Consider the following 19613-nt stretch of genomic DNA (forward strand, 5'->3'; position numbering starts at 1 on the left):
ACTATTCACCCAGCAGCCTATCGTGTTTTAAGGCTGAAATAAAAACATATATAATAAGAAAAACTTGTGGGATGATACCAAGTAAACTATATAACGCTATTGCGTAAATTTCCTCAGAAAACAGAAAATTACCTAAGAAAAAACCTAAAATAGATAATAAGAAATTTAATATACTGTTCCCTAACAGAAAAGCCTCTAATTTTAACACAGGAATAGCTGCAACACATGCTCTATTAATAAAGTTAAAATAAAACCAAATGGTAAGCCATTGTGAAAACTCTCCAGACTGCTGCCAGTTTTCACCAAAAACAAATGCAAATAACTGTGGGCCAGTTATGATAAACAACAATAAAGGAGGAAGAGCTAATACAGCTAAACCCATTGTAGTACTTTTAAGTAAAGGTACAATCGGTTTATATTGAAGATATGCTTTATTTATTTGAGGGTAGATAACATCATTAACCGATTTTGCGATTAAAGTTATCGGTAAAATTAAAACAGTTCTACAAAGTACATATATCCCAGTTACCGCAGGACTATAGAAACTAGCAAGTAAGATAATAGGAATGTTCTGATTTATATTGGCCAATACACCTTGTGGCCCTCTGTAGACAACAAAGGCTTTATACTTTTTCAATAATTTTACATCAAAATATGCGCCGATAGGGATAGCGGCTGCACCATTTTTCTTGTTTTTTTTTACAAAAGCTATAAGTAATATTGAATGGAGCAATGTGCCAAAAACATTTAATATGATAAGAGCTTTACCTGTAGGGCTTAATAAGCCAATTATGACTTTCAAAGTATTAGATATTATCGAGTGCAACATCATTGTTTTTGCACTAATCATAAATAGTTTATTTCTAATGAGCCATTGTGAACAAATAGCTAGAATAGTGCCCAATAACACAGCTAATGAAATAAGTAATATTAATAATAACGAACTATCTTCATTTGTCTTAAAAAATACAGCAAGTTGACTTTTAAAAATAATAAAAAATATAGCCAAAGCAATTGAGAAAAATACACTAATAAATGTTGCGAGCTTGGCAATTTTTCTAGCTTCTTCATTCTTTTCTGGTAAAACAATTGCAATTGGTAAACTAAATGCGGCTATAGGTAACAAAACGGCAACTATAGCAATAAAACTCCCAAAAATTCCCAAAGCTTCTGGGGTATACAAGCGGGTAATAATAGGTGACAGCAAGAAAGTTACGGCCTGTGCACCCGCTGTTCCTCCAACTAATACTAGAATGCTACGAACTATAGCACTTTCTTTAATATTGCATAAAAAAGGCAAAATTTAATTACTCACGCTTTATCCATTATTAAATCAATCAGTATAATAGTAGTATTTGAATACATAATAAGTATTGACCTAAAGCTCGTTCGGATTAATTAGACGATGGAAAACTAAACAAGTCAAAAACCTTATCTTTAAATTCATCGACTTCATTCACATTTTTGACCACCTTAGTGGTGATAAGCATGATTAATTCTGTTCTTGAATATTTATTAGAAGTAGAAGAAAATGCTTTTCCAAGCAAAGGAATACTACCTAATAGAGGGACATGATTATCTTCATCTACTAATTTTTCACTAATAAGTCCACCTAAAGCTACCGTTTGACCATCGGCACTAAAAATATTGGTATTTATAGTTCTATTCGTTATTGTTGGTGTTAGCTCATCATTGGGTGTTGAAGAACTACTAGACATAGTAACAGCCAGGTTTATTAACCCCTTGGCATTAATTGTTGGTGTCACAGACACTTGAATACCCGTGCTAATATACTGAACAGAATTAGTCACCCTGTCTGTATCACTGGTACTTGTTTGGGTAAGTGTAGGGATTTGGTCACCAGAATTAATACTTGCACTTTCCCCATCTTTCACGATTAAAAATGGCTTTGCCAACACTCTAACATCCGACTTAGACGCTATAAAATTAATCGCACTTCGCCAATCCCCATTTATCCCATCAAGGATAAGACTTCCCGTATCATTCAACACAGCAGAAAACTCTTTCCCACCTCGAGCTACTCCTGGTGAGCTCTCACCATTAGAATTATAAAACCAATCAATTCCCGAGGAAACATTATCGCCTAACGTTACTTCAGCAATAGCGATATCCAAAATAACTTGACCTGGAAGTTTATCCAGCTTTTCTAGCAATTGAATTATTTTTCGATACTTATCAGCAGTGGTATAAAAAATCAGTGAATTTTGTACAGGATCTACCGACATAGTCGATGTAGAAACTCCTTTACTACTCGACACATTTTTCACTTCAGAATTACTAGACGGAGAAATAGAGTTTTGCTCGTGAGAAGTTTCATTTAAAATAGCCGAAATCATCCCACCTATAGATGCTTGAAGGTCTACAGCTTTATTAAATTGTGGGCGATAGATATAAAATCTAGGTTCATTTCCAGCAACTGCAATATCTAATTTTTCAGTCCATAACTCAACACGTTCAACCGCTTCTTTGCTCGCACCATATACAACAACACCTCCTAACCTTGGAACGGAGACAAAAGTAATGTCATTATCTTTCCCTACAAGATAACCATCATTCTCAAGTAATTCCTTAAGCTTCTCGACTAAACTGTCCGGAGCAATATAAGCTAACTTAATTAATCGGATCTCTTTTCCAATAGAACTAGGAACATCCAGCATTTGTAAAACACGCATCACTTCGATGATATCATTGGCACTACCTTCAACCATAACCATCTTGCGCTTCGCATCAATTTTCACTTCTATTCCAGTGAGTTTTTTGACGACACTAGCGAGACTTCGACTATTAGTATAGGTATAAGGTATAATTTGAACTATTTCTCCAGTACTAGAGGGTATATCTGCTTGTGTCCGACCTATTCCTACCGATGCACTTTGATAACGTTTATCTTTAAGCTTTTTTTGAAAATAAATAATATTATCCTTACGTAACATAGCAATATCATTATCTTCCAAAAGCTCTTTAGCAGTAGAATACAGTATCTCCTTAGAGACACTGTCAGTTAAACTCAATGAAACTTTATTTTTATTCCCTCCCACTTTAGAAGAAATAACATAATTCAGCGCCAATAAATCATCAAATACATAATGAATAAAATCAACAATGGACATTTTATCTACACTAATTGTTACTTTTTCACTATTATCAAAAATGGGGGGGATTTTTGCCGTTTGCTCCAAAATACCAAAACCAGAAATATTTGAAATTATTTCAGAAGACTTGGTTTTTACGACTGCTTCGCTATCCATAGCAACTAACTCTCTGGATAAGTTTTCTTTTTCATCTAATTTTGAAGCAATGATAGAGTCTTCAATAGTAAAGTTATCCTTATCACTTCGGCTCTTATTTTGTTCCACTTGAGACGTAGAGCTACAGCTCACGACTACAAATGATAAAGTCGCTAAAAATAAACGACATATAATGGGATTGTTACTGAATATCATTATTTGATTCTATTTTATTTAGGTTAAGTTCTTTAGGGTGGAAGATTTTAACAATGTATTGTTCATTCTTATGTTCCACAACCAATTGCTTCGATGAAATATTCTTTATTGTCATTCCTTCTATCACAGTCCCAACTTTCACTGTAAAGTACTTTACTTCCTTTGGTGAGACCGCTTCTAAAATGGTATGTAACTCATTCTTAATTTTTGCCTGTGCCACTATCCTCACCGTAATATTTTCAGATAACAAAAGACCGCCATCCTCAGGTAATTGCTTTTTTGGGGCCTTGTTTAAACCAAACAATGCTAGAAGTTTGTCCATTTTTATATCACTATGACTGACTAAATACTGGCTAATAAGCAAATTATTATCGTTAGCAAGCAAGTTGCTATCTTCTTTAACTTCTTCGACTCGCAACATAGTAAAGTTTACAATAGTGCTAATAATACCTAAAAATACTCCCGCCACTAAAAAGTAAACTTGCTCTTTACTCTTAATCATTGTGTACTCTCTTTGCTATGAGTAAACCAATAGCCAACATATAACTGAGCAACCAACTCCCCACTTTTAGCGCCTTTTAAGGCATTTAAGTTTACTTGTTCTAAAAAAACGTATGGTGCGTTACTCTCTAAATGCAGAATCGATTTTACTACTTCCGTTGCATCTCCAGAGATAAAAAAACGTCCAGTTACATATCCCACATCAGCAGTAAGTAAATTTTCAATTTCAACTTTTTGATTATATATTTTAACGTTTTTGGACTTTAAGGAGTCAATTAATTTAAACCATAAAGTATTTGCACTTTTTTCTTTATCGAGCAACTCCATCGGTTTTTTTAATGTACTTAGAGCTGTTTCTACATTGTCTAAATGAGCCTGAATAGCCTTTTCATTATTAATTGCAAACTCTTGCTTTTCATAAAAAGAAACTAACTGAGATACGGCAAACTCTTTTTCTTCGACCCAATCTATCCAGGGAAAAACAATAAACTTAATAACTAATAGAACCAATAGGGCATTCAAATACAATTTTCTATGTTTCATATGACCTATTTCCTATACGTATCCACGTAAATTTTTTCGTCATAAAGTAAACTAATATTAAAACGCTCGCCTTGCTCTTTTATTGCCACTGGCGGTGAACTAAATGCGACAGAATTGAAACCTTTAACCTTTGACAATAACGTTAATAATTCAGTAGAACTAAACGCAATACCTTGGAGTTGAATTTCAGACGGCAGAATGTTAATGGATTGAAAGATTAACTTTTCATCTTGATTACTAATTTGACTAAGGATCTCAAGTATTTTTACTTTTGATGAGTGTTCATTAATCGTTTGATTTATTTTTTCAAATCCTAATTTTGCATTTTTCAATTGATTTGAAAGTTGAATTGCTTTTGCTGCTTTGTCTCTGTTTGCTGATATTTCTTGCTGCAATTTTTCATACTCCCAATTAAGAAATACAGACTTTCCGAATACAAAAGTAAATAAAGCAGTAATACTAAAAAGTAATATATTCTTGAGTATAGGCTTCTTACCAGATATTTTTTCTCTAGCTAAGACAATTAATTGAGCACTAAAGTCAATTACATCATACATTCCTCTCTTACAAATAATATGACGTAGTTCTTCTGTTAAGATTTCCGAGCTCAACTCAAATATTGGTGCTACAATTCGCAAGCCAGCTTTACTATTCAAAGATAGTGACGATAAATCATCATTTTCAACTTTTATAACTACCTCATTTGAAATAATGTCCTCAGAAATATTATCACCATTTAATGGAGACAAGGAATTTTTACAGAGGTAGCACCCAATATTTTCATGCAATGCACGATAATAAGCTAATGTTTCCGGAATAAAATACCATATTCCTAATTGCTTCATTCTCTCACAAGTTTCAACAGTAAAACAACAATATAGTATTATTGAACGTTGAGCAGAGATATTTATAATATAAGCACTTGTGTTTCCATTTATAGGCGATATATCAATAATTTCTGAATTTATTATTTTGTATAACTCAAATAAATTTCCTGTCGGATAGTAAACTACTTTTTCCCAATAACAATCTCTTGAAACAAAAAACTTCTCTTTAAGCCCACTAAAATTAACTTTAGACTTAAGCTTGTCGAATCGCTTATCTTTTTGTTGAAATATAAATTGATAAAGCCCTGTTTGACCTAAAAACAATGAAGGAACACTCACCTAAAAACCTTTTCTATATAAATTGTACTAACAGTACTTATTTCGCTAATTCTCGCCAGTTACTGATAACAAAAGGCCGAGCTTCACCAAAACGACGAAATAAATGAAACAGTTTACTTGATCTAGCTTGCTTATTACTAGTACTTACTTTAATAATCCAGTTACCACTGGTGTAATCATTTGTAAAAACTTTTGTCTCTTCCTGTCGTTGCTTATTCCTTATTGTTTGTATTTTTTTTGCTTCAAATTCATCAAAAAATGTAGGTAAAAGCTTATCAGGCACACTACCTAATGATTGTCGTCCTGCACCATAAGTAATTAAATTACTATCATTAGCCAATTTGGTCAGTAAAGTAGGTTCTACATTTTCTAACAAACCTAATTCTTTAACATCCTGTATCGATTGATTTAATGGATATCCCACTACCCCATAACTACGTTTTTCAGCACCGTTAATCCGTTGAAAGTCATCATTATCTTGCCAGTCCTCCAACACGTCAACAAAGCTAAAAACCTGCTCACTTGGCCAGCCGGATTCGCTCAAATACTTCATTAATCTGTCACGTTCTAAAGGATTAATAGATATTAACCCTCCCATATCCTGAACTGTAAATACTGAACTACGAAATGAAAATGGAACCCCTTGAAGATTTATTCCCTTTGGTAAAGTACTCCTATCGTAGTCAATTAAATTGCTATCCCCCAAAATTGCGTAAGGTGAAGTTTGAGTAATATATATAAAATAACTTATATCACTTATAATCTGGCGTTCTGCCTGTAAGAATTCTTTCGCAATACTGATTCGTTCAACATGCTGTTTAGTTTTTGCGATGAGTAAAACAGATATACTTACTAACATAGCAGCAATAAATAGCACCATAACTAACGCTGCGCCTCTACAATTTTTATTCATTACGATTATTTACACTATAGCTAACAGGATCTGCATCAGAAATGTGAAACCAAAGCTGCAACGGCTGATAACTATCAGTTATAATTTCGTATTCAAGCTCCACCTTAATATACTGAGGCAAAACACCTCTTTCTCTAGCATCCCAAACGGGACTCCACTCTTTTTCTCTTTCAAGTAAAGGAGAATAAGCTGAATTACCGTATAAACTTTGCAATGACGACCAACCAAAGTATGAAAATTTCGCTTGTTTAATATTTTGTGCAATTAATAACGGGTTTTCACATGAAGATTCAATCTCTAACTCGGGATAATAAGTTTTATTGTCAAACTCACAATAACTTAAGCTAGTTTTATTCTCATTATTTCGCACGATTGATACGCTTATTCGTGTTGGCTGAGATGGAAAATTCATTGCCTCTCTGGATATGCCAGTAAAGCCATTATTTTCACCTAAAAAAAACAACTTTGGGAGAGCAAGGTCTTCATATTTGTTTTTTAAATAATAATGTTGTAATCCTTTGATTGAATTTCTAACCTTAATTATCTCCATAGCTTGCTTCATCACGGACTCACTGTTAAGCGGTCTTTGTTCAGTACTAACAAAAAACTTAAAAGCGCTAGAGGCGACGACTAACACGGAAGCAAATATAGTTGAAGCAATTAATACCTCCAACAAACTAAATCCCTGGTTTTTAATCATTTCTTAACTACTAACTGTGTTACTTCAAACTTTTTGTCAGGATATTGCTCAAAGTAATATGCAACACTATATAAAAAAACATTTCCCGTATTTTTAAACCCAGTCTCATTACCTAGTTCAGGATCAAATGATTTAATAACAGGAGCCGCGCTAACCAAATTAGCTTGCCAAACTAATAGATAACCTCCTATTTGATAACTTCCGGATAAAGTATTTTGCTCTAACGAATATGATAAATAGTCAAAAAATGACGATTGATTTAATAATAAAGCATAATCCAGCATGTTTATTCTTTGATAGTAATTTAAGACTTTATGCACCCCTGAAACAGTACCAATAGCAATAAATAGAATAACTGAAGCTATCAGAACTTCTATTAATGTCATACCACTTAAACGCTTTGCTTTTATCATTTATACTCTTCTATAAAGCAGTAACTACCTAATCGATCAACCGAAGTGAATCAATCTCTTCACTAAATGGCTGACTAAACTTAACGACCTTTTCTCCTAACCACTTACCATGAGAAACAGTAATAACAGTTTTTTCAAAGTCAAAATAACTACTACTAATCTTCTTTAACAATTTATTTTTTTTACTTTCATTAGGTAGTTGATGAATACTCATAGTCCTTTCTTCAAAGGAAATCTGTAATTCACTCGCACTAAAAAAACTATGTTCGACGCTCAGTTCAGCCAATAATCTTATTTTTAACTTTTCTGTATTTAACTTTGAACGCTGGAGATTATTATACAAGTCAGGGGCGACTAGACTTGTTGTAACACCTAAAAGTAGCATAACAATCATTAATTCTATTAAGGTAAATCCTGATGAATGATATTTTCCATTACCCACTATTACTTACATCCTTAAAGTGACAAATCATTTACAGAAACAATACTTAACAACATTATAATAACGACACCACCGACAATTGCCCCCATCATCATTATTAATAAAGGTTCAAGTAAAGTTGTCATCCTCAGTATCCAAGATTCAAAATCTGTTTTAGCCCTTTGAGTGATTTCATTAAAAGAACGTTCGAGTGAACCACTCTGTTCCCCCACTTTAATCAACGACAACGCAACTCGATCTAGAAAATGGCTGTCAGCAAGACTATCAGCTAACGTTTTTCCAGAATCTACTTTAAGTCTTGATTGCTCTAAATGCTCTTTATTTTTTTCCGAAGTTAATGTTTTTATACTTAAAACCAACGAATCAGATAAATTCAGCCCACTTGCTAATGTTAAACTCATTGCAGAACAAAAACGTATTTGCTCAGATTTTTGTATCATTTTTCCAAGCAATGGAAAACTCGCTATCGTACTTAAAATACTTTGCTTAGTTTTTGGCTGACGCCAAAGCATTGTAATAAATACGCCTCCTCCTATGACAAAAAACAATATAAATAGATTATTTTCACTGACAAAATGACTTGTATTCAAAAGCCATTGAGTATATGAAGGCAGGTTCTTTGCAGAAGTAAACACGCTCTCCATATTGGGTACAACAAAATTAAAAATTGAAAATATAGCACACACGCAAACAAGTAAAATAATCAACGGATAAATTAATGCTTGTATAGATTTATTTTTCAAATCTCTTTGAAATGACAAATTATCTGACAAACTACGGAAAACTTGAGGTAAAGTTCCGGTATTTTCAGCAATATTAACCATCTCTAAATAGAGTACATCAAAGTACTCTGGATAATTTTCTAATGAAGAATGAAGGGTCGAACCAGTTTGTACTTTTGTATATATCTCCTTCCAAACAATGGCCGCTCCCTGCGATGGAGCAGTATCAACTAAAATATCAAGCGCTTCGTTAATTCTTAATCCATTTTCTAACAAGGTAGCGAGCTGATTCGTTGATTGCTCGAGATCAGCACTACTAACTTTAAATTCTCCGCCCGTAAAACTTGTTCCTGTTTCAGGTGTGATAGATAACACAATTAAAGCTTTTTGCTTAAGCTCTATTCTAGCTTTATCAATGTTACTTGCAAAAAGAAAATCTGTAACTTTCTCTCCACTTTTGGTTAACGCCTTATATTTAAATTTTTGGCTCATCCTGTTACTCGCAACACTTCTTCAAGTGTCGTTTCACCTTTAATAACTTTTAAAAAACCGTCTTCTCTCAATGTTCGTAAACCACTTTCCTTCATATAATCAGCAACTTTAAGAAAGAAATTTTCATCTTTGGGCAGCTGTTTAACTTCATGATCACAGGGTAAATATTCCAAAATAGCTACCCGCCCCTGAAATCCAGTGTACCCACATGATTCACAACCGACCAAGTTTTTCAAATGCATAATTTCAATATTATACTTCTCTGCTAATTTATTTAATTGATATTGGGCTATCAAGTTACTTGCTTCAGTATCATCTTTATTTGATGCACATTGACATAAACGACGTACTAAACGCTGTGCAAGAATAGAGGTTAAAGCAGCGTTTAATAAATATTCCTTTACACCTAAATCTAATAAGCGAGTATAAGCGGTAGCTGCATCATTAGTATGCACTGTACTAAAAACTAAATGACCTGTTAATGCTGATTGTAAAGCAATACGGGCTGTTTCATTATCACGGATCTCCCCCACCATAATAACATCAGGATCTTGCCTAACTATACTTCTAAGCCCTTTCGCAAAATCATAGCCAATTTCACTGTTTACCTGTACTTGATTTATCCCATCTAATTGATATTCAATTGGATCTTCAAGAGTAATAATCTTAACCTCTGGTCGATTTAACTGCGTAAGATATGAATACAAACTGGTTGTCTTACCCGAACCTGTAGGGCCAGTCATTAAAATAACTCCAGCTGTTTTTTTTAAATCTTGCTCAACCCTTCTTGCTAGATCAGCTTCATACCCTAAAGCTGCTAAATCAAATTTCACAGACTGTTTAATAAGAAATCTCATAACCATACTTTCACCTTGACCTAAAGGTAAAGAAGAGCAACGGATATCTAAATCAATATTATTTGCTTTAGTTTCTATCTTGCCATCTTGAGGCCTACGCTTTTCCGCTATATCCATCCCAGAAAGAATTTTAATACGTGAAATTACAGCTAATTGTAAATTTTGAGGTATAGGATCGGCATCATGCAGGATACCATCAACGCGATAACGTGCACGATAACGTTCTGCAATAGGTTCAATATGTAAGTCAGAGGCACCTAACTTCACACCATGAGATATTAATTGATTAACAAATGAAATCGTAGGGGCTCCCTGCGCAAGTTCTTTTAGGCGCTCTATTTCACCCTCTCCAACTAAATCAACATCTTGGCGACTTTCCTTTGCAGATAATAAATTTAGCTCAAACTCTTCTTTTATCAAAGCCAACTGCTTTTCGGTACAAAACGTTAGTACCATTTCATAAGAAGTTAGCCTAAAATAGTCAAATAACTCCCAATGTTCAACTCCTGCAACAGCGACTGAAAGTTCATTATTATCCAATGCAATTGGTACAGCATCCATCGATAAAACATAATCAATGTTTAACTTATCATTTAGCAATAACGTAATGTTTTCACTATCTAGAGCAGTAGCAGAAGTTGGTAAAACCTTTCCTTGATAAACTTTTGCATAAAGTTCAGGTAAAACATTTATATCAAGCTCTCCCATAGAGACTAACGTACGCTCTAGAGAAGTACTGAGACTTGACTGTAACCGTTTAGCTTCTGAAATTTTATTCTTAGGAACACCGAAATCCTGATTCAGATACTTTATAATACTAGTAGCTGATGTCACTGCTTTCACCTTCACCACCAAGTTTTCCATCACTGCCATAGCTCATTAATTCGTAGTCGGTGATATCCCCAGGAAACTTATACACATATGCGTTACCCCAAGGATCATTTGGAATATTTTTAGGCAGATAAGGTCCTTGCCAATTTGGCTTATTTGAGTGCCTTAACTCTTTTAATGAATCTGGATAGTGACCAACATCTAAGCGATACATATCCAGCGCAGTCGATAGCATTTCTATTTGTGTTTGCGCTGTTTTTTGTTTAGATGAACCTATCTTTCCGAACATTTTTGGCGCAACTAATGAAGCTAAAAGCCCCAAAATAACCATGACGATCAAAAGTTCAATTAGCGTAAATCCTCTGCAATAGGAAGATTTACTTAATTTGTTTTGTACAAAAATATTCTTACGATGCATCAACAATTTCCCTACGAATAGCCATACCAATATTGTAACCGACCAAAACCAACACGTTAATCTTTAGTTTGTGCCGTCGCAATAAACTTATCGATTGCATCACTAAATTGTTCAAAAGTTTTAGCACCCTCGATAATTTTCCAGTTTTTAACCTTACCCGCGCTTTGAAAACCTATAACAAATGATGGTGTCCTAGACATGCCTATAGATTTTGCTAATTGAAGATCTGCGTTAATAGTCTGCTCTACTTTATTAGATGTGACACAACTATTAAACATATCTTCATTTAAAGAGAGCCCTTGAACAAATTCAGAGTAATAAGACTCATCAAATTTTTTACCTGTCTTAAATAGCCATGCTTTAGCATTTTCATATAAAATCTGGTTTTGAGGTTGGCTTTCTCTTGCGCATTCCAATGCTTTAGCCGCAATCAATGCGTTTTTGTGAAGAGCAACAATAGGGTAATGCTTTCCAACGAAAAGTACTTCATTCGATTCAACATATTTTTCTTTTAACTTGCTAAACGTATTGTCATGAAATTTTTTACAAAATGGGCAATGCAAATCAGTAAACTCCATTAAAACAAGTTTTGCCTCAGCACTTCCAATTATCGCACTATTGCCCAATGTTAAAATGGGCTGCCCTGTAAGTGCTTGCTTTTCAGTTTCTTTTATTAACCCTGTATGTTTCGCAATCGCTTGCTGATTTCGCATTATTACTATTAGCTGTTGTTTTATTTGATTAACTTCTGCTTGTAATTGCTCAACTGACTTATCCGTTGCACCATTAGTTGTACTAGCAACAGCACTTCCTAAACCACCACCAATAATCATAAAAACAAACATCAATCGTATTATAAAGATAGAGTAAAACTGCATACTAATCCTCAGTATTTCATAAAAAGTTTTTCAATATTTACTCATCTGTAAGCAAATATATATCGCATAGCTACATAAAAAAAGCCCCGAAAGGGGCTTTCTTAAATAACTTAACTAAGCTATTAAATAGCAAATTAAGCTATTACTGAGTCCAGACATTTTGATCTAATACCGGCATTACACGGTCAACACCACCTGGGATTGCTTGAACACTTACACCGTGTACAGAATCGCGAGGAGCAGTAACTGTGAACGTCATAGTGTGACGGTCACCAACACCCATGTAACCAGCAGCTTGAGCTAAGTCAATTAACTCATTGGCACGTAATACAACTGATGCATGCTCACCAACATTACCAACAGCAATACTTGTTGCTTGGTTACCTGACTCATCAAAGATGTCTAAAGTAATTTCAGCTTCTTCGTTGTGCTCGTTAGTGATACGTACGAAGTTGTTATTTGTGTCGAAAGTATAAGGAACTTTCAATACCGCGCCATTTACACCGATATCGTGAATAGTTCTTTCTTGCACACAGTGATCTAATTCACCAGCAGTGTCTAACTCTAACGTATACTCAGGAGTATGTGTATAGTTAAAGTTCATTACACCAACACCTGGGTCAGTGTTTTCAAGTACATACCAAACATCGTTATATACTGAACCAGCTAATGCAGCAGGCGCAGCTTCAGCTTGTGTACCTGCAACGGCCGTGAATAAATCAGTTGCTTCTGTCAAATACGCAGTCGCATCAGCAGTGCTTTGTGCGATAGTACCAAATGTTGTACCTGTTTCAACATCGATTTGTGCAGCTAGGACACCTGATGCAGCTGTCATTGAATTATAAATACCAGCTTCAACTGTAGCACCTGGATCAGCACTAGTAACAAAGCGAGTAATTAAATGATCGTCTGCATCTAATGCGATTGATTGGTCAAGTAACGGAGCACGGTCAGCAAAACCAGCAATACTTAATACTTGGCTTGCATTAACAGTGAACCTGTCAGCTAAAGTAGCAGAAGCGTCATAAACAAACTCTGTACGAGCAACGATAGCAGCACCTTCACTATCTGTACTTTCTGCGTTTACTTCTTCTTCAATTGAAGTTGAACCTGAGAAAGTTACAAATTGAGGGCTAATATCAGCAACTAACTGAGCAGTTGAAGCAGCACCAGCGATAGAGAAACCTGTACCACCATCAGTTACTGCGCTGTTTGCTTGGATAGTAACAGTTTGAGAAGAAGATGGATCTGTACAGCCTTCATTTAAAATATTAATACTTATAGGTTCAATAGCTGTAGATACAGCACCAGTTGATACTTGAGATAACGCTAAACGAGTACCTGCTGTGATAGTCACACCAGCTTTCGTTAAGAAAGTAATGGTATTTTCACCATCTACCGCACCATCAGTAGAAGCTACAGCAGCAAACGTTGTGCCTGCACCAGCGCCATCTTCATCTTGCACTAAGTGAATGATGTCAGCGTTATTAGCAAATGTGGCACCTGTAATTGTCATTGTGATCAACGTACCAGATGGAATATCTGTAGTTGGGATGTAAACAATGTGTAAATCTGTATCCACACCATCTAATGCGTCAAAATCTACGTCTAAGTCACCAGTTAACTCGTAAGCAATAGCAGCTTCTGCAGTTGGTTCTAAATCTGCAGCACCGGCAGCAAGACGATCAGCTTCAGCAATACAAGCGGCAGCAGCGTAGTTTGTATCAAAAGCAGCAACAGCTAGTGCATCAGCACCTTTATACACTTCAAAACAAGCTTGAGTACCAGCAAACGCCGAGTTAGAAGCAACAATACCTGCAACAGCTAACGGTAGCGCGGCTAAATTAAATTTTTTCATTTGAGATATTCTCCATTTTATTTCTAAATCTTAACAATTATATCGTTAAGACTTGTGAACACGTGTTCATGTAAAACTAACAAGTTGTTATAAAAAATAATGTTAGTTTTCTGTCGTTGTAATTTCTAGTTTTCTAACATTCCTTCTGTTTTTGTTAATAGTTCAGCCATAACTAATAAATAACGAAATTTATTGGCATGCCCTCCCCTATTTATTAACTAAGCTATCACTGCCTACATAAACAAAAGAGATATTATCTAACATTACAAACATAAGGAAATTTAAATTCAAGTTACTGTGATGTCAACACATTATTGGTAAAAACTCGATTATAATCAATTTTATCGGTATAAGTGTTCAAAAAAAGGACAATCAAGATTGTTTTTTCAAAAATCAATCAAAAACTCTATTTGCCAGATACAAACAAACACATTACAGAATTACTTAAACATACGTACAAATTTCCACGCATGCTGCAAAGCATAAGAATATACAATAAATAGCAATAGAAACCCGACTAACATCAACCAATCATCCACTAATAAGACTTCACCTAAAATACCAATTAATGAGCATAAAACAGCTAAACCGGTTATAACCTGTAATGCTTGCCTAGAAGTTAACCCTAACCGAATGCAGATATGATGTAAATGGCCATTATCTGCTTGAAATGGCGAAACCCCTTTACGAATTCGTCTAAGCATTATCGCAAACATGTCCATTAATGGCACTGCTATTACCCATAGTGCGATAACCGGCCTAAAAGCAGCCTGCCCGTGAGGCGTGTTTTGCGTGCTAAGAGCAAGTAACCAAACAACTGTTAATCCCATAAACATGCTGCCAGCATCTCCCATAAAAATTTTCTTACCACGAGGGTTTCGCGTACTCACGTTATAAAACAAATAAGGAATAATGGCGACGACCAAAATAAGCGGCAATAAAATATCGGCTGAGTTATCATTTAACAAGGTTAAAATAGCGATAGAAGCAATACTAACAATGCTCATGGAACCCGCCAAGCCATCAATACCATCTATCATATTAAACGCATTAATCGCAGCTACACAGGCAAACATAGTAAATAGCATACCATAATTGCCTATGTTTGTATTACCTGTTGTAAATAAATTGCCGAGATCCTGAATATAAATACCAGCACCAAATACCATTAAGGTCGCAACTATCCCTTGAAAAATCATTCTTGGTGCAACGTTTAAATCATAAATATCATCCATAGTGCCTATAAAAACAAGTAACGCAGAAGAAATAAAATATAAATTCACAATCTGACTTTGTTCAATAAATAGCGTCGACGCAATTAATACGCCAGTATAAATAGAAATACCACCAATTAACGGAATCGCACCATCATGTTTTTTGCGTTCATTAGGTAAATCAACTAAGCCTATTTGTGGGGCTAACGGCAATAATACTTTAATGGTAGAAATCGAAACAATAAAAGCAACAATTAAAGCGCTTAATATAAGAAACATGGAAAAGCCTTGGTATTTTTAGTCAAATACTCGAATCAACAAATGAATATATAAAATTGCGCCAATTATAGTCGGCTCACCTACGGGAATCTAGGAAATAATGGAAATAATTACGTTTAATAACTAAATTTAACAATTTAGATAGCCAACTAAGTAAAAAATTTGAAAAGGTAAGTTCTATCAGGCTCTTACCTTTTCAATAATTACAACACTTATATTCCTGATATCGCAGCAATAGCTACCGCAGCTTGATAAATAATTTGAGTACCTGTCGCCCATAGTGTCAAGTTATTCATATAATCTGAATCTAACGGTACTACCACTGTATCTCCTGGCTTTAACTGGCTTTTATCATTAGATGAAAACCAACTAGACGAGCTCGGTACTTCAACTGCACCGTTTGCTTTAATAATATAGACTCTGTCATCGTCAGCCTGCTGCTTAACACCACCACTTAACTCTATATAATCAAACGCACTTAAACTATCTTGATAAAAATGCGATGTCGCCACTTGTACTTGCCCGATAACGTTTATAGAATTTTGAATAGTCGGCACGTACAAAACATCACCGTTTTCTAGTAACACATCAACACTTTTGTCAGTTTCCAGGCGAGGTAGATCTACAACTAATCGCCCTACAGGCTTGACCTTGGTTAAATCAGCCAGTAACAGTTTTGCCTGGCTATAATCCACCATTTGAGAGTTTTTATCTTGTGCCAAACTCTTTGATGCTATTTCCATCCGTAAACTTTCAGAAACTTTCAATAAATTTTGTAACTCTAACTGTTTCAATTTTTCGCGGGTAAACACTGAGCCCTCTATATAGGCATATTCAGTAAAACCACCAACCCGCTCAATTAACTGACCAAGAGTTTCACCTCGGCGAATAGTATATTTACCAGGAAACATAAATTCGCCACGTAGTTCTACTAAGTGGTTTTCCTGCCATGAAGGTATTTGCAATACGTTTAATCTATCTTTACTCTGTAATAGAATATTATCTTCTTCATTTCCTGCTAACACTTGAGATAAATTCAAAGCAATCGCATTCTTTGACGCCATATTATTGGCAACCTCATTTCTGGTAATTTCAGCTTTTTGTAAAAACGCAGATTCTAATAAGCCACCGGAAGCTTTTAATAAATCGTTAACTTTGGCATTTTTTGCTAACGGGTAAATACCTGGAAACTTGACTGAGCCAACAATCTCAACTAACTGAATCGGCTTTCCAGATGCAGCCTGTAATTTTAACTTTTCAATAATCGGTGATAAAAGCCTCTTTCGAGAAAACGGATTAAGCTCTCTAATACCCACTTCCTCTTTTACCTTGCCCCCGGTTAACTCTTCTAACGTCTTTGATGCTAACTCAACTGTTTCATCTAACTCATCTTTTTTCTGATATTTATCTTCTGCATCATATTCTAGCCAAAACATTTTTTCTTGAAAGTTATCTTTAGCTTGTTGCTTTTCTTCTTTTTTTAATTGCTCAGACGTAAAAGCAAAGTCATCAAGCCGGCTCAAACGCTCTGCTTTAATTTCATCCATAGAAAAAATTAACACTTTGTCATGAGGCTGTAATTCCAGATTATCTTGAGAGCGATTATCGGCAATAATATTAAATAAACTAAATTGCAGTATCTCAATATTTCGCGCTTTATCTCTCTCTCTTACCACCAAGCCATAAGCTAAATCTGCATCAGCCAATAAGTGAATGTTGACATCAGGTATTAGATCATTTATCCGTAGCCCTTGATGCCATTGATACTTACCAGGTCTGGCAACAGCGCCGATAATAGTTACTGAATCTTCAACAATATCAGAGGTTTTCATTACCTTAATATAATCACCAGCACGCACTTCTTGTGTTAATACATCACTTTGGGTTAAATCGATATTTTTAACGGTTCTTAAATTACGCGCATTAAAACGCTCAACCACAGTCGAAGTAGGGTAAGCTGAAGGTAACAACCCACCAGCCATTTTAATTGCCGTTTGAAAAGTCTCACCTTTTTGTAATTCATAAATTGCCGGGCGGGTAACTTCACCATCAACAGTGATTTTATCTCCTATAGGGTTGATAAATACCACATCACCTGATTTTAACAACACATCGTTTGAAGAATCGCCATTGATCAATAAGTCGTATAAATCCAGCGTAGTTACTAACTTACCGCCTCTTTTTAACTGAATATTTCTAAGCGTTCCGATATCACTGATACCGCCTGCAGCAAATAATGCATGAGTAATACTTGATAATGAACTCAAAACATATTGCCCAGGTTTATAGGCATCCCCTAAAACAAATACCCGAATTGACCTAAGATCACTCAAGGCAACAACAACCTCTACACCTAATACTTTATTTTTGATTTCATTAGCTAAAAATTGTTTCACTTCATTAAATGTCATACCAGAAACCGCAAACGCACCAAGTTCAGGAATAATGACTTTTCCTTCTCGCGTTACGGGTAACTGGTAATCAAAGTTATCTTTCCCAAATACTTGAATAGATAAACTATCACCAGCACCAACAATGTAGTTCTCTGGTACCGCAATATCTAATGTTGGCGCAAAAGTTAATGGTGCATTAGCAAAAACATCGTAACCAAAAGGCTTAGGCTCACTATCATCTTCTTGCTCTTCGTCAAGTAGTTCTTCCTCAGGATCAAATATCGGATTACCTAATTCATCAAACTGAGTACCTCGAGGCATATACTGTTGAAGTTGAGTATCTTCACTGGTATTTTGATTTTTTTCTGACGAATTAATTTGCTTCTGAATGGTACGTAAATCCACTCCCATACTTTGCGCCAAACTTTTTTGCTGTGCCGGCGATAATCGCTTAAATTGTTGCAATTGTTGAGGTGTAATATTGCTTGCCAGCTGGGCAGCATTAGCATTACCAAATAAGACTATAAACGCACATAAGCCAATTGTGTGTAGTATTTTTTTCATTTATTAGACCAGATTTCTTCTATTATTCTACAAAAGGAAATTATTGCTCAAGCTCTTCAAATTCATCCATAAAGGCTTCTAATTCTTCATCGCTTTCATCAACTTCAATCGGTGGATTGCCATCATACACCTTATATCTCATATTTTGAAAATAGGCGTTTTTCACAAACTCGTAAGAATCAACCGAATCATTTATCAACTGTTCTTGATCAGTCAGCGAAGCACGCTGTTCAAGTGCAATAACACCAACCCTTAAGGCATTTGGCCAAAAATCGATGATGGCTAATGGCCAATAGTACCGATCAACATAATCACCGACTTCTTCTCGAACCGATGTTGGTCCCATAGCTGGTACTACTAAATACGGACCGTCACCTACGCCATACTTACCTAAAACTTCGCCAAATTCTTCCTGATTTCTGCCCCAGCCAAAATCACTGGCGGGATCAAATATCCCCAACAGACCTATTGTTGAATTTAACACAAAACGACCCGTACTTTTTGCGGCGTCTGAAAACTTACCTTGTAGCAAATGATTGATAATGGTTGAAGGCTCATTTAAATTCAGTGCCATATTATATAAACTAAAACGCACATCTTCATTAACATGTTCGACATAAGCCTGCGATGTTGGCTTAAGTACATATTTATCGGCATAATCCCAGGTAAATGTCCAAAACGGTCTATTAATAGACTCCAAAGGATCTTTTACATCACCATTAGCTTGAGACTGTTCTGGAACAGAAGAACAGCCTGTGATTATAATCAAGCTTAGTAATATTAAAAATTGAGTGGATAAACTGAAAAATTTCGTCTTTTGCACTGCAACCTTTCCTTGATTTTCATCTATAAATTTTAACAAGGCGGGAGTTTACCACGCGAAAGAGATAGGCGGTATCATAAGACGCTTAAAAATGGCAGAAAAATGTCTAAAAATTGTAAAGAAGTAATCTAGAAAGAAAAAA

17 protein-coding genes are annotated in these 19613 nt (G+C 35.2%); all 17 read right to left on the reverse strand.

The features are described from left to right. Position 1 precedes the first annotated feature (1 nt). The 17 genes from QQK06_RS04615 to QQK06_RS04695 all read right to left on the reverse strand — a co-directional run bounded on the left by QQK06_RS04615 (position 2) and on the right by QQK06_RS04695 (position 19471). Positions 2 to 1300: a lipopolysaccharide biosynthesis protein gene (locus QQK06_RS04615; RefSeq protein ID WP_284243451.1), complete on the reverse strand. Its 1299-nt coding sequence runs from the start codon at positions 1298 to 1300 to the stop codon at positions 2 to 4. Positions 1301 to 1394: 94 nt separating this feature from the next. After that, complete coding sequence (locus QQK06_RS04620; RefSeq protein WP_284243452.1) at positions 1395 to 3377, reverse strand: type II secretion system protein D; 1983 nt, start codon at positions 3375 to 3377, stop codon at positions 1395 to 1397. A gap of 73 nt (positions 3378 to 3450) precedes the next feature. After that, a complete protein-coding gene (locus QQK06_RS04625) occupies positions 3451 to 3966 on the reverse strand; it encodes a hypothetical protein (RefSeq protein ID WP_284243453.1) in 516 nt (171 codons plus the stop codon). After that, entirely contained in the window at positions 3963 to 4508 is a 546-nt protein-coding gene (locus QQK06_RS04630) for a hypothetical protein (RefSeq protein WP_284243454.1), read from the reverse strand. Before QQK06_RS04630 ends, QQK06_RS04625 begins: the two co-directional genes overlap by 4 nt. A 5-nt stretch (positions 4509 to 4513) precedes the next feature. Beyond that, positions 4514 to 5674, reverse strand: coding sequence for a hypothetical protein (locus QQK06_RS04635; RefSeq protein WP_284243455.1), 1161 nt, complete (start codon positions 5672 to 5674; stop codon positions 4514 to 4516). Positions 5675 to 5711: 37 nt separating this feature from the next. After that, on the reverse strand, positions 5712 to 6587 hold the full coding sequence (locus QQK06_RS04640) for a type II secretion system protein GspK (RefSeq protein ID WP_284243456.1): 876 nt from the start codon (positions 6585 to 6587) through the stop codon (positions 5712 to 5714). Then, positions 6580 to 7287, reverse strand: a complete 708-nt coding sequence (locus tag QQK06_RS04645) for a PulJ/GspJ family protein (protein WP_284243457.1) — start codon at positions 7285 to 7287, stop codon at positions 6580 to 6582. The genes QQK06_RS04640 and QQK06_RS04645 overlap by 8 nt, the downstream gene beginning before the upstream one ends. Next, positions 7284 to 7700 (reverse strand): type IV pilus modification PilV family protein, encoded by a 417-nt coding sequence (locus tag QQK06_RS04650; RefSeq protein WP_284243458.1) that lies wholly within the window; start codon positions 7698 to 7700, stop codon positions 7284 to 7286. The genes QQK06_RS04645 and QQK06_RS04650 overlap by 4 nt, the downstream gene beginning before the upstream one ends. A gap of 28 nt (positions 7701 to 7728) precedes the next feature. Beyond that, entirely contained in the window at positions 7729 to 8142 is a 414-nt protein-coding gene (locus QQK06_RS04655) for a pilus assembly FimT family protein (protein ID WP_284243459.1), read from the reverse strand. Positions 8143 to 8156: 14 nt separating this feature from the next. Next, positions 8157 to 9356: a type II secretion system F family protein gene (locus QQK06_RS04660; protein ID WP_284243461.1), complete on the reverse strand. Its 1200-nt coding sequence runs from the start codon at positions 9354 to 9356 to the stop codon at positions 8157 to 8159. Beyond that, positions 9353 to 11047, reverse strand: coding sequence for a GspE/PulE family protein (locus QQK06_RS04665; RefSeq protein ID WP_284243462.1), 1695 nt, complete (start codon positions 11045 to 11047; stop codon positions 9353 to 9355). Before QQK06_RS04665 ends, QQK06_RS04660 begins: the two co-directional genes overlap by 4 nt. After that, positions 11031 to 11462: a type II secretion system major pseudopilin GspG gene (gene gspG, locus QQK06_RS04670; protein WP_284243463.1), complete on the reverse strand. Its 432-nt coding sequence runs from the start codon at positions 11460 to 11462 to the stop codon at positions 11031 to 11033. Before gspG ends, QQK06_RS04665 begins: the two co-directional genes overlap by 17 nt. A gap of 56 nt (positions 11463 to 11518) precedes the next feature. Next, positions 11519 to 12340 carry a DsbA family protein gene (locus QQK06_RS04675; RefSeq protein ID WP_284243464.1) on the reverse strand — a complete coding sequence of 274 codons (822 nt, stop codon included), beginning with the start codon at positions 12338 to 12340 and terminating at the stop codon, positions 11519 to 11521. A 142-nt stretch (positions 12341 to 12482) separates the two neighbouring features. Continuing rightward, a complete protein-coding gene (locus QQK06_RS04680) occupies positions 12483 to 14198 on the reverse strand; it encodes a hypothetical protein (protein WP_284243465.1) in 1716 nt (571 codons plus the stop codon). 440 nt (positions 14199 to 14638) lie between these two features. Beyond that, positions 14639 to 15691, reverse strand: coding sequence for a UDP-N-acetylglucosamine--undecaprenyl-phosphate N-acetylglucosaminephosphotransferase (gene wecA / locus QQK06_RS04685; RefSeq protein WP_284243466.1), 1053 nt, complete (start codon positions 15689 to 15691; stop codon positions 14639 to 14641). Positions 15692 to 15903: 212 nt separating this feature from the next. Beyond that, a complete protein-coding gene (locus QQK06_RS04690) occupies positions 15904 to 18648 on the reverse strand; it encodes an SLBB domain-containing protein (RefSeq protein WP_284243467.1) in 2745 nt (914 codons plus the stop codon). A 40-nt stretch (positions 18649 to 18688) separates the two neighbouring features. Next, positions 18689 to 19471 carry an MlaA family lipoprotein gene (locus QQK06_RS04695; protein ID WP_284243468.1) on the reverse strand — a complete coding sequence of 261 codons (783 nt, stop codon included), beginning with the start codon at positions 19469 to 19471 and terminating at the stop codon, positions 18689 to 18691. Positions 19472 to 19613: the final 142 nt, after the last annotated feature.

Source organism: Thalassotalea insulae (assembly GCF_030161395.1).
GTDB classification, from domain to species: domain Bacteria; phylum Pseudomonadota; class Gammaproteobacteria; order Enterobacterales; family Alteromonadaceae; genus Thalassotalea_E; species Thalassotalea_E insulae.

Bases quoted from the DNA above. Each gene is read 5' to 3' on its own strand.
- QQK06_RS04680 (WP_284243465.1), bottom strand. From the start codon at position 14,198: ATGAAAAAATTTAATTTAGCCGCGCTACCGTTAGCTGTTGCAGGTATT.
- QQK06_RS04640 (WP_284243456.1), bottom strand. From the start codon at position 6,587: ATGAATAAAAATTGTAGAGGCGCAGCGTTAGTTATGGTGCTATTTATT.
- QQK06_RS04650 (WP_284243458.1), bottom strand. From the start codon at position 7,700: ATGATAAAAGCAAAGCGTTTAAGTGGTATGACATTAATAGAAGTTCTG.
- QQK06_RS04630 (WP_284243454.1), bottom strand. From the start codon at position 4,508: ATGAAACATAGAAAATTGTATTTGAATGCCCTATTGGTTCTATTAGTT.
- QQK06_RS04660 (WP_284243461.1), bottom strand. From the start codon at position 9,356: ATGAGCCAAAAATTTAAATATAAGGCGTTAACCAAAAGTGGAGAGAAA.
- wecA (WP_284243466.1), bottom strand. From the start codon at position 15,691: ATGTTTCTTATATTAAGCGCTTTAATTGTTGCTTTTATTGTTTCGATT.
- QQK06_RS04625 (WP_284243453.1), bottom strand. From the start codon at position 3,966: ATGATTAAGAGTAAAGAGCAAGTTTACTTTTTAGTGGCGGGAGTATTT.
- QQK06_RS04645 (WP_284243457.1), bottom strand. From the start codon at position 7,287: ATGATTAAAAACCAGGGATTTAGTTTGTTGGAGGTATTAATTGCTTCA.
- QQK06_RS04675 (WP_284243464.1), bottom strand. From the start codon at position 12,340: ATGCAGTTTTACTCTATCTTTATAATACGATTGATGTTTGTTTTTATG.
- gspG (WP_284243463.1), bottom strand. From the start codon at position 11,462: ATGCATCGTAAGAATATTTTTGTACAAAACAAATTAAGTAAATCTTCC.
- QQK06_RS04690 (WP_284243467.1), bottom strand. From the start codon at position 18,648: ATGAAAAAAATACTACACACAATTGGCTTATGTGCGTTTATAGTCTTA.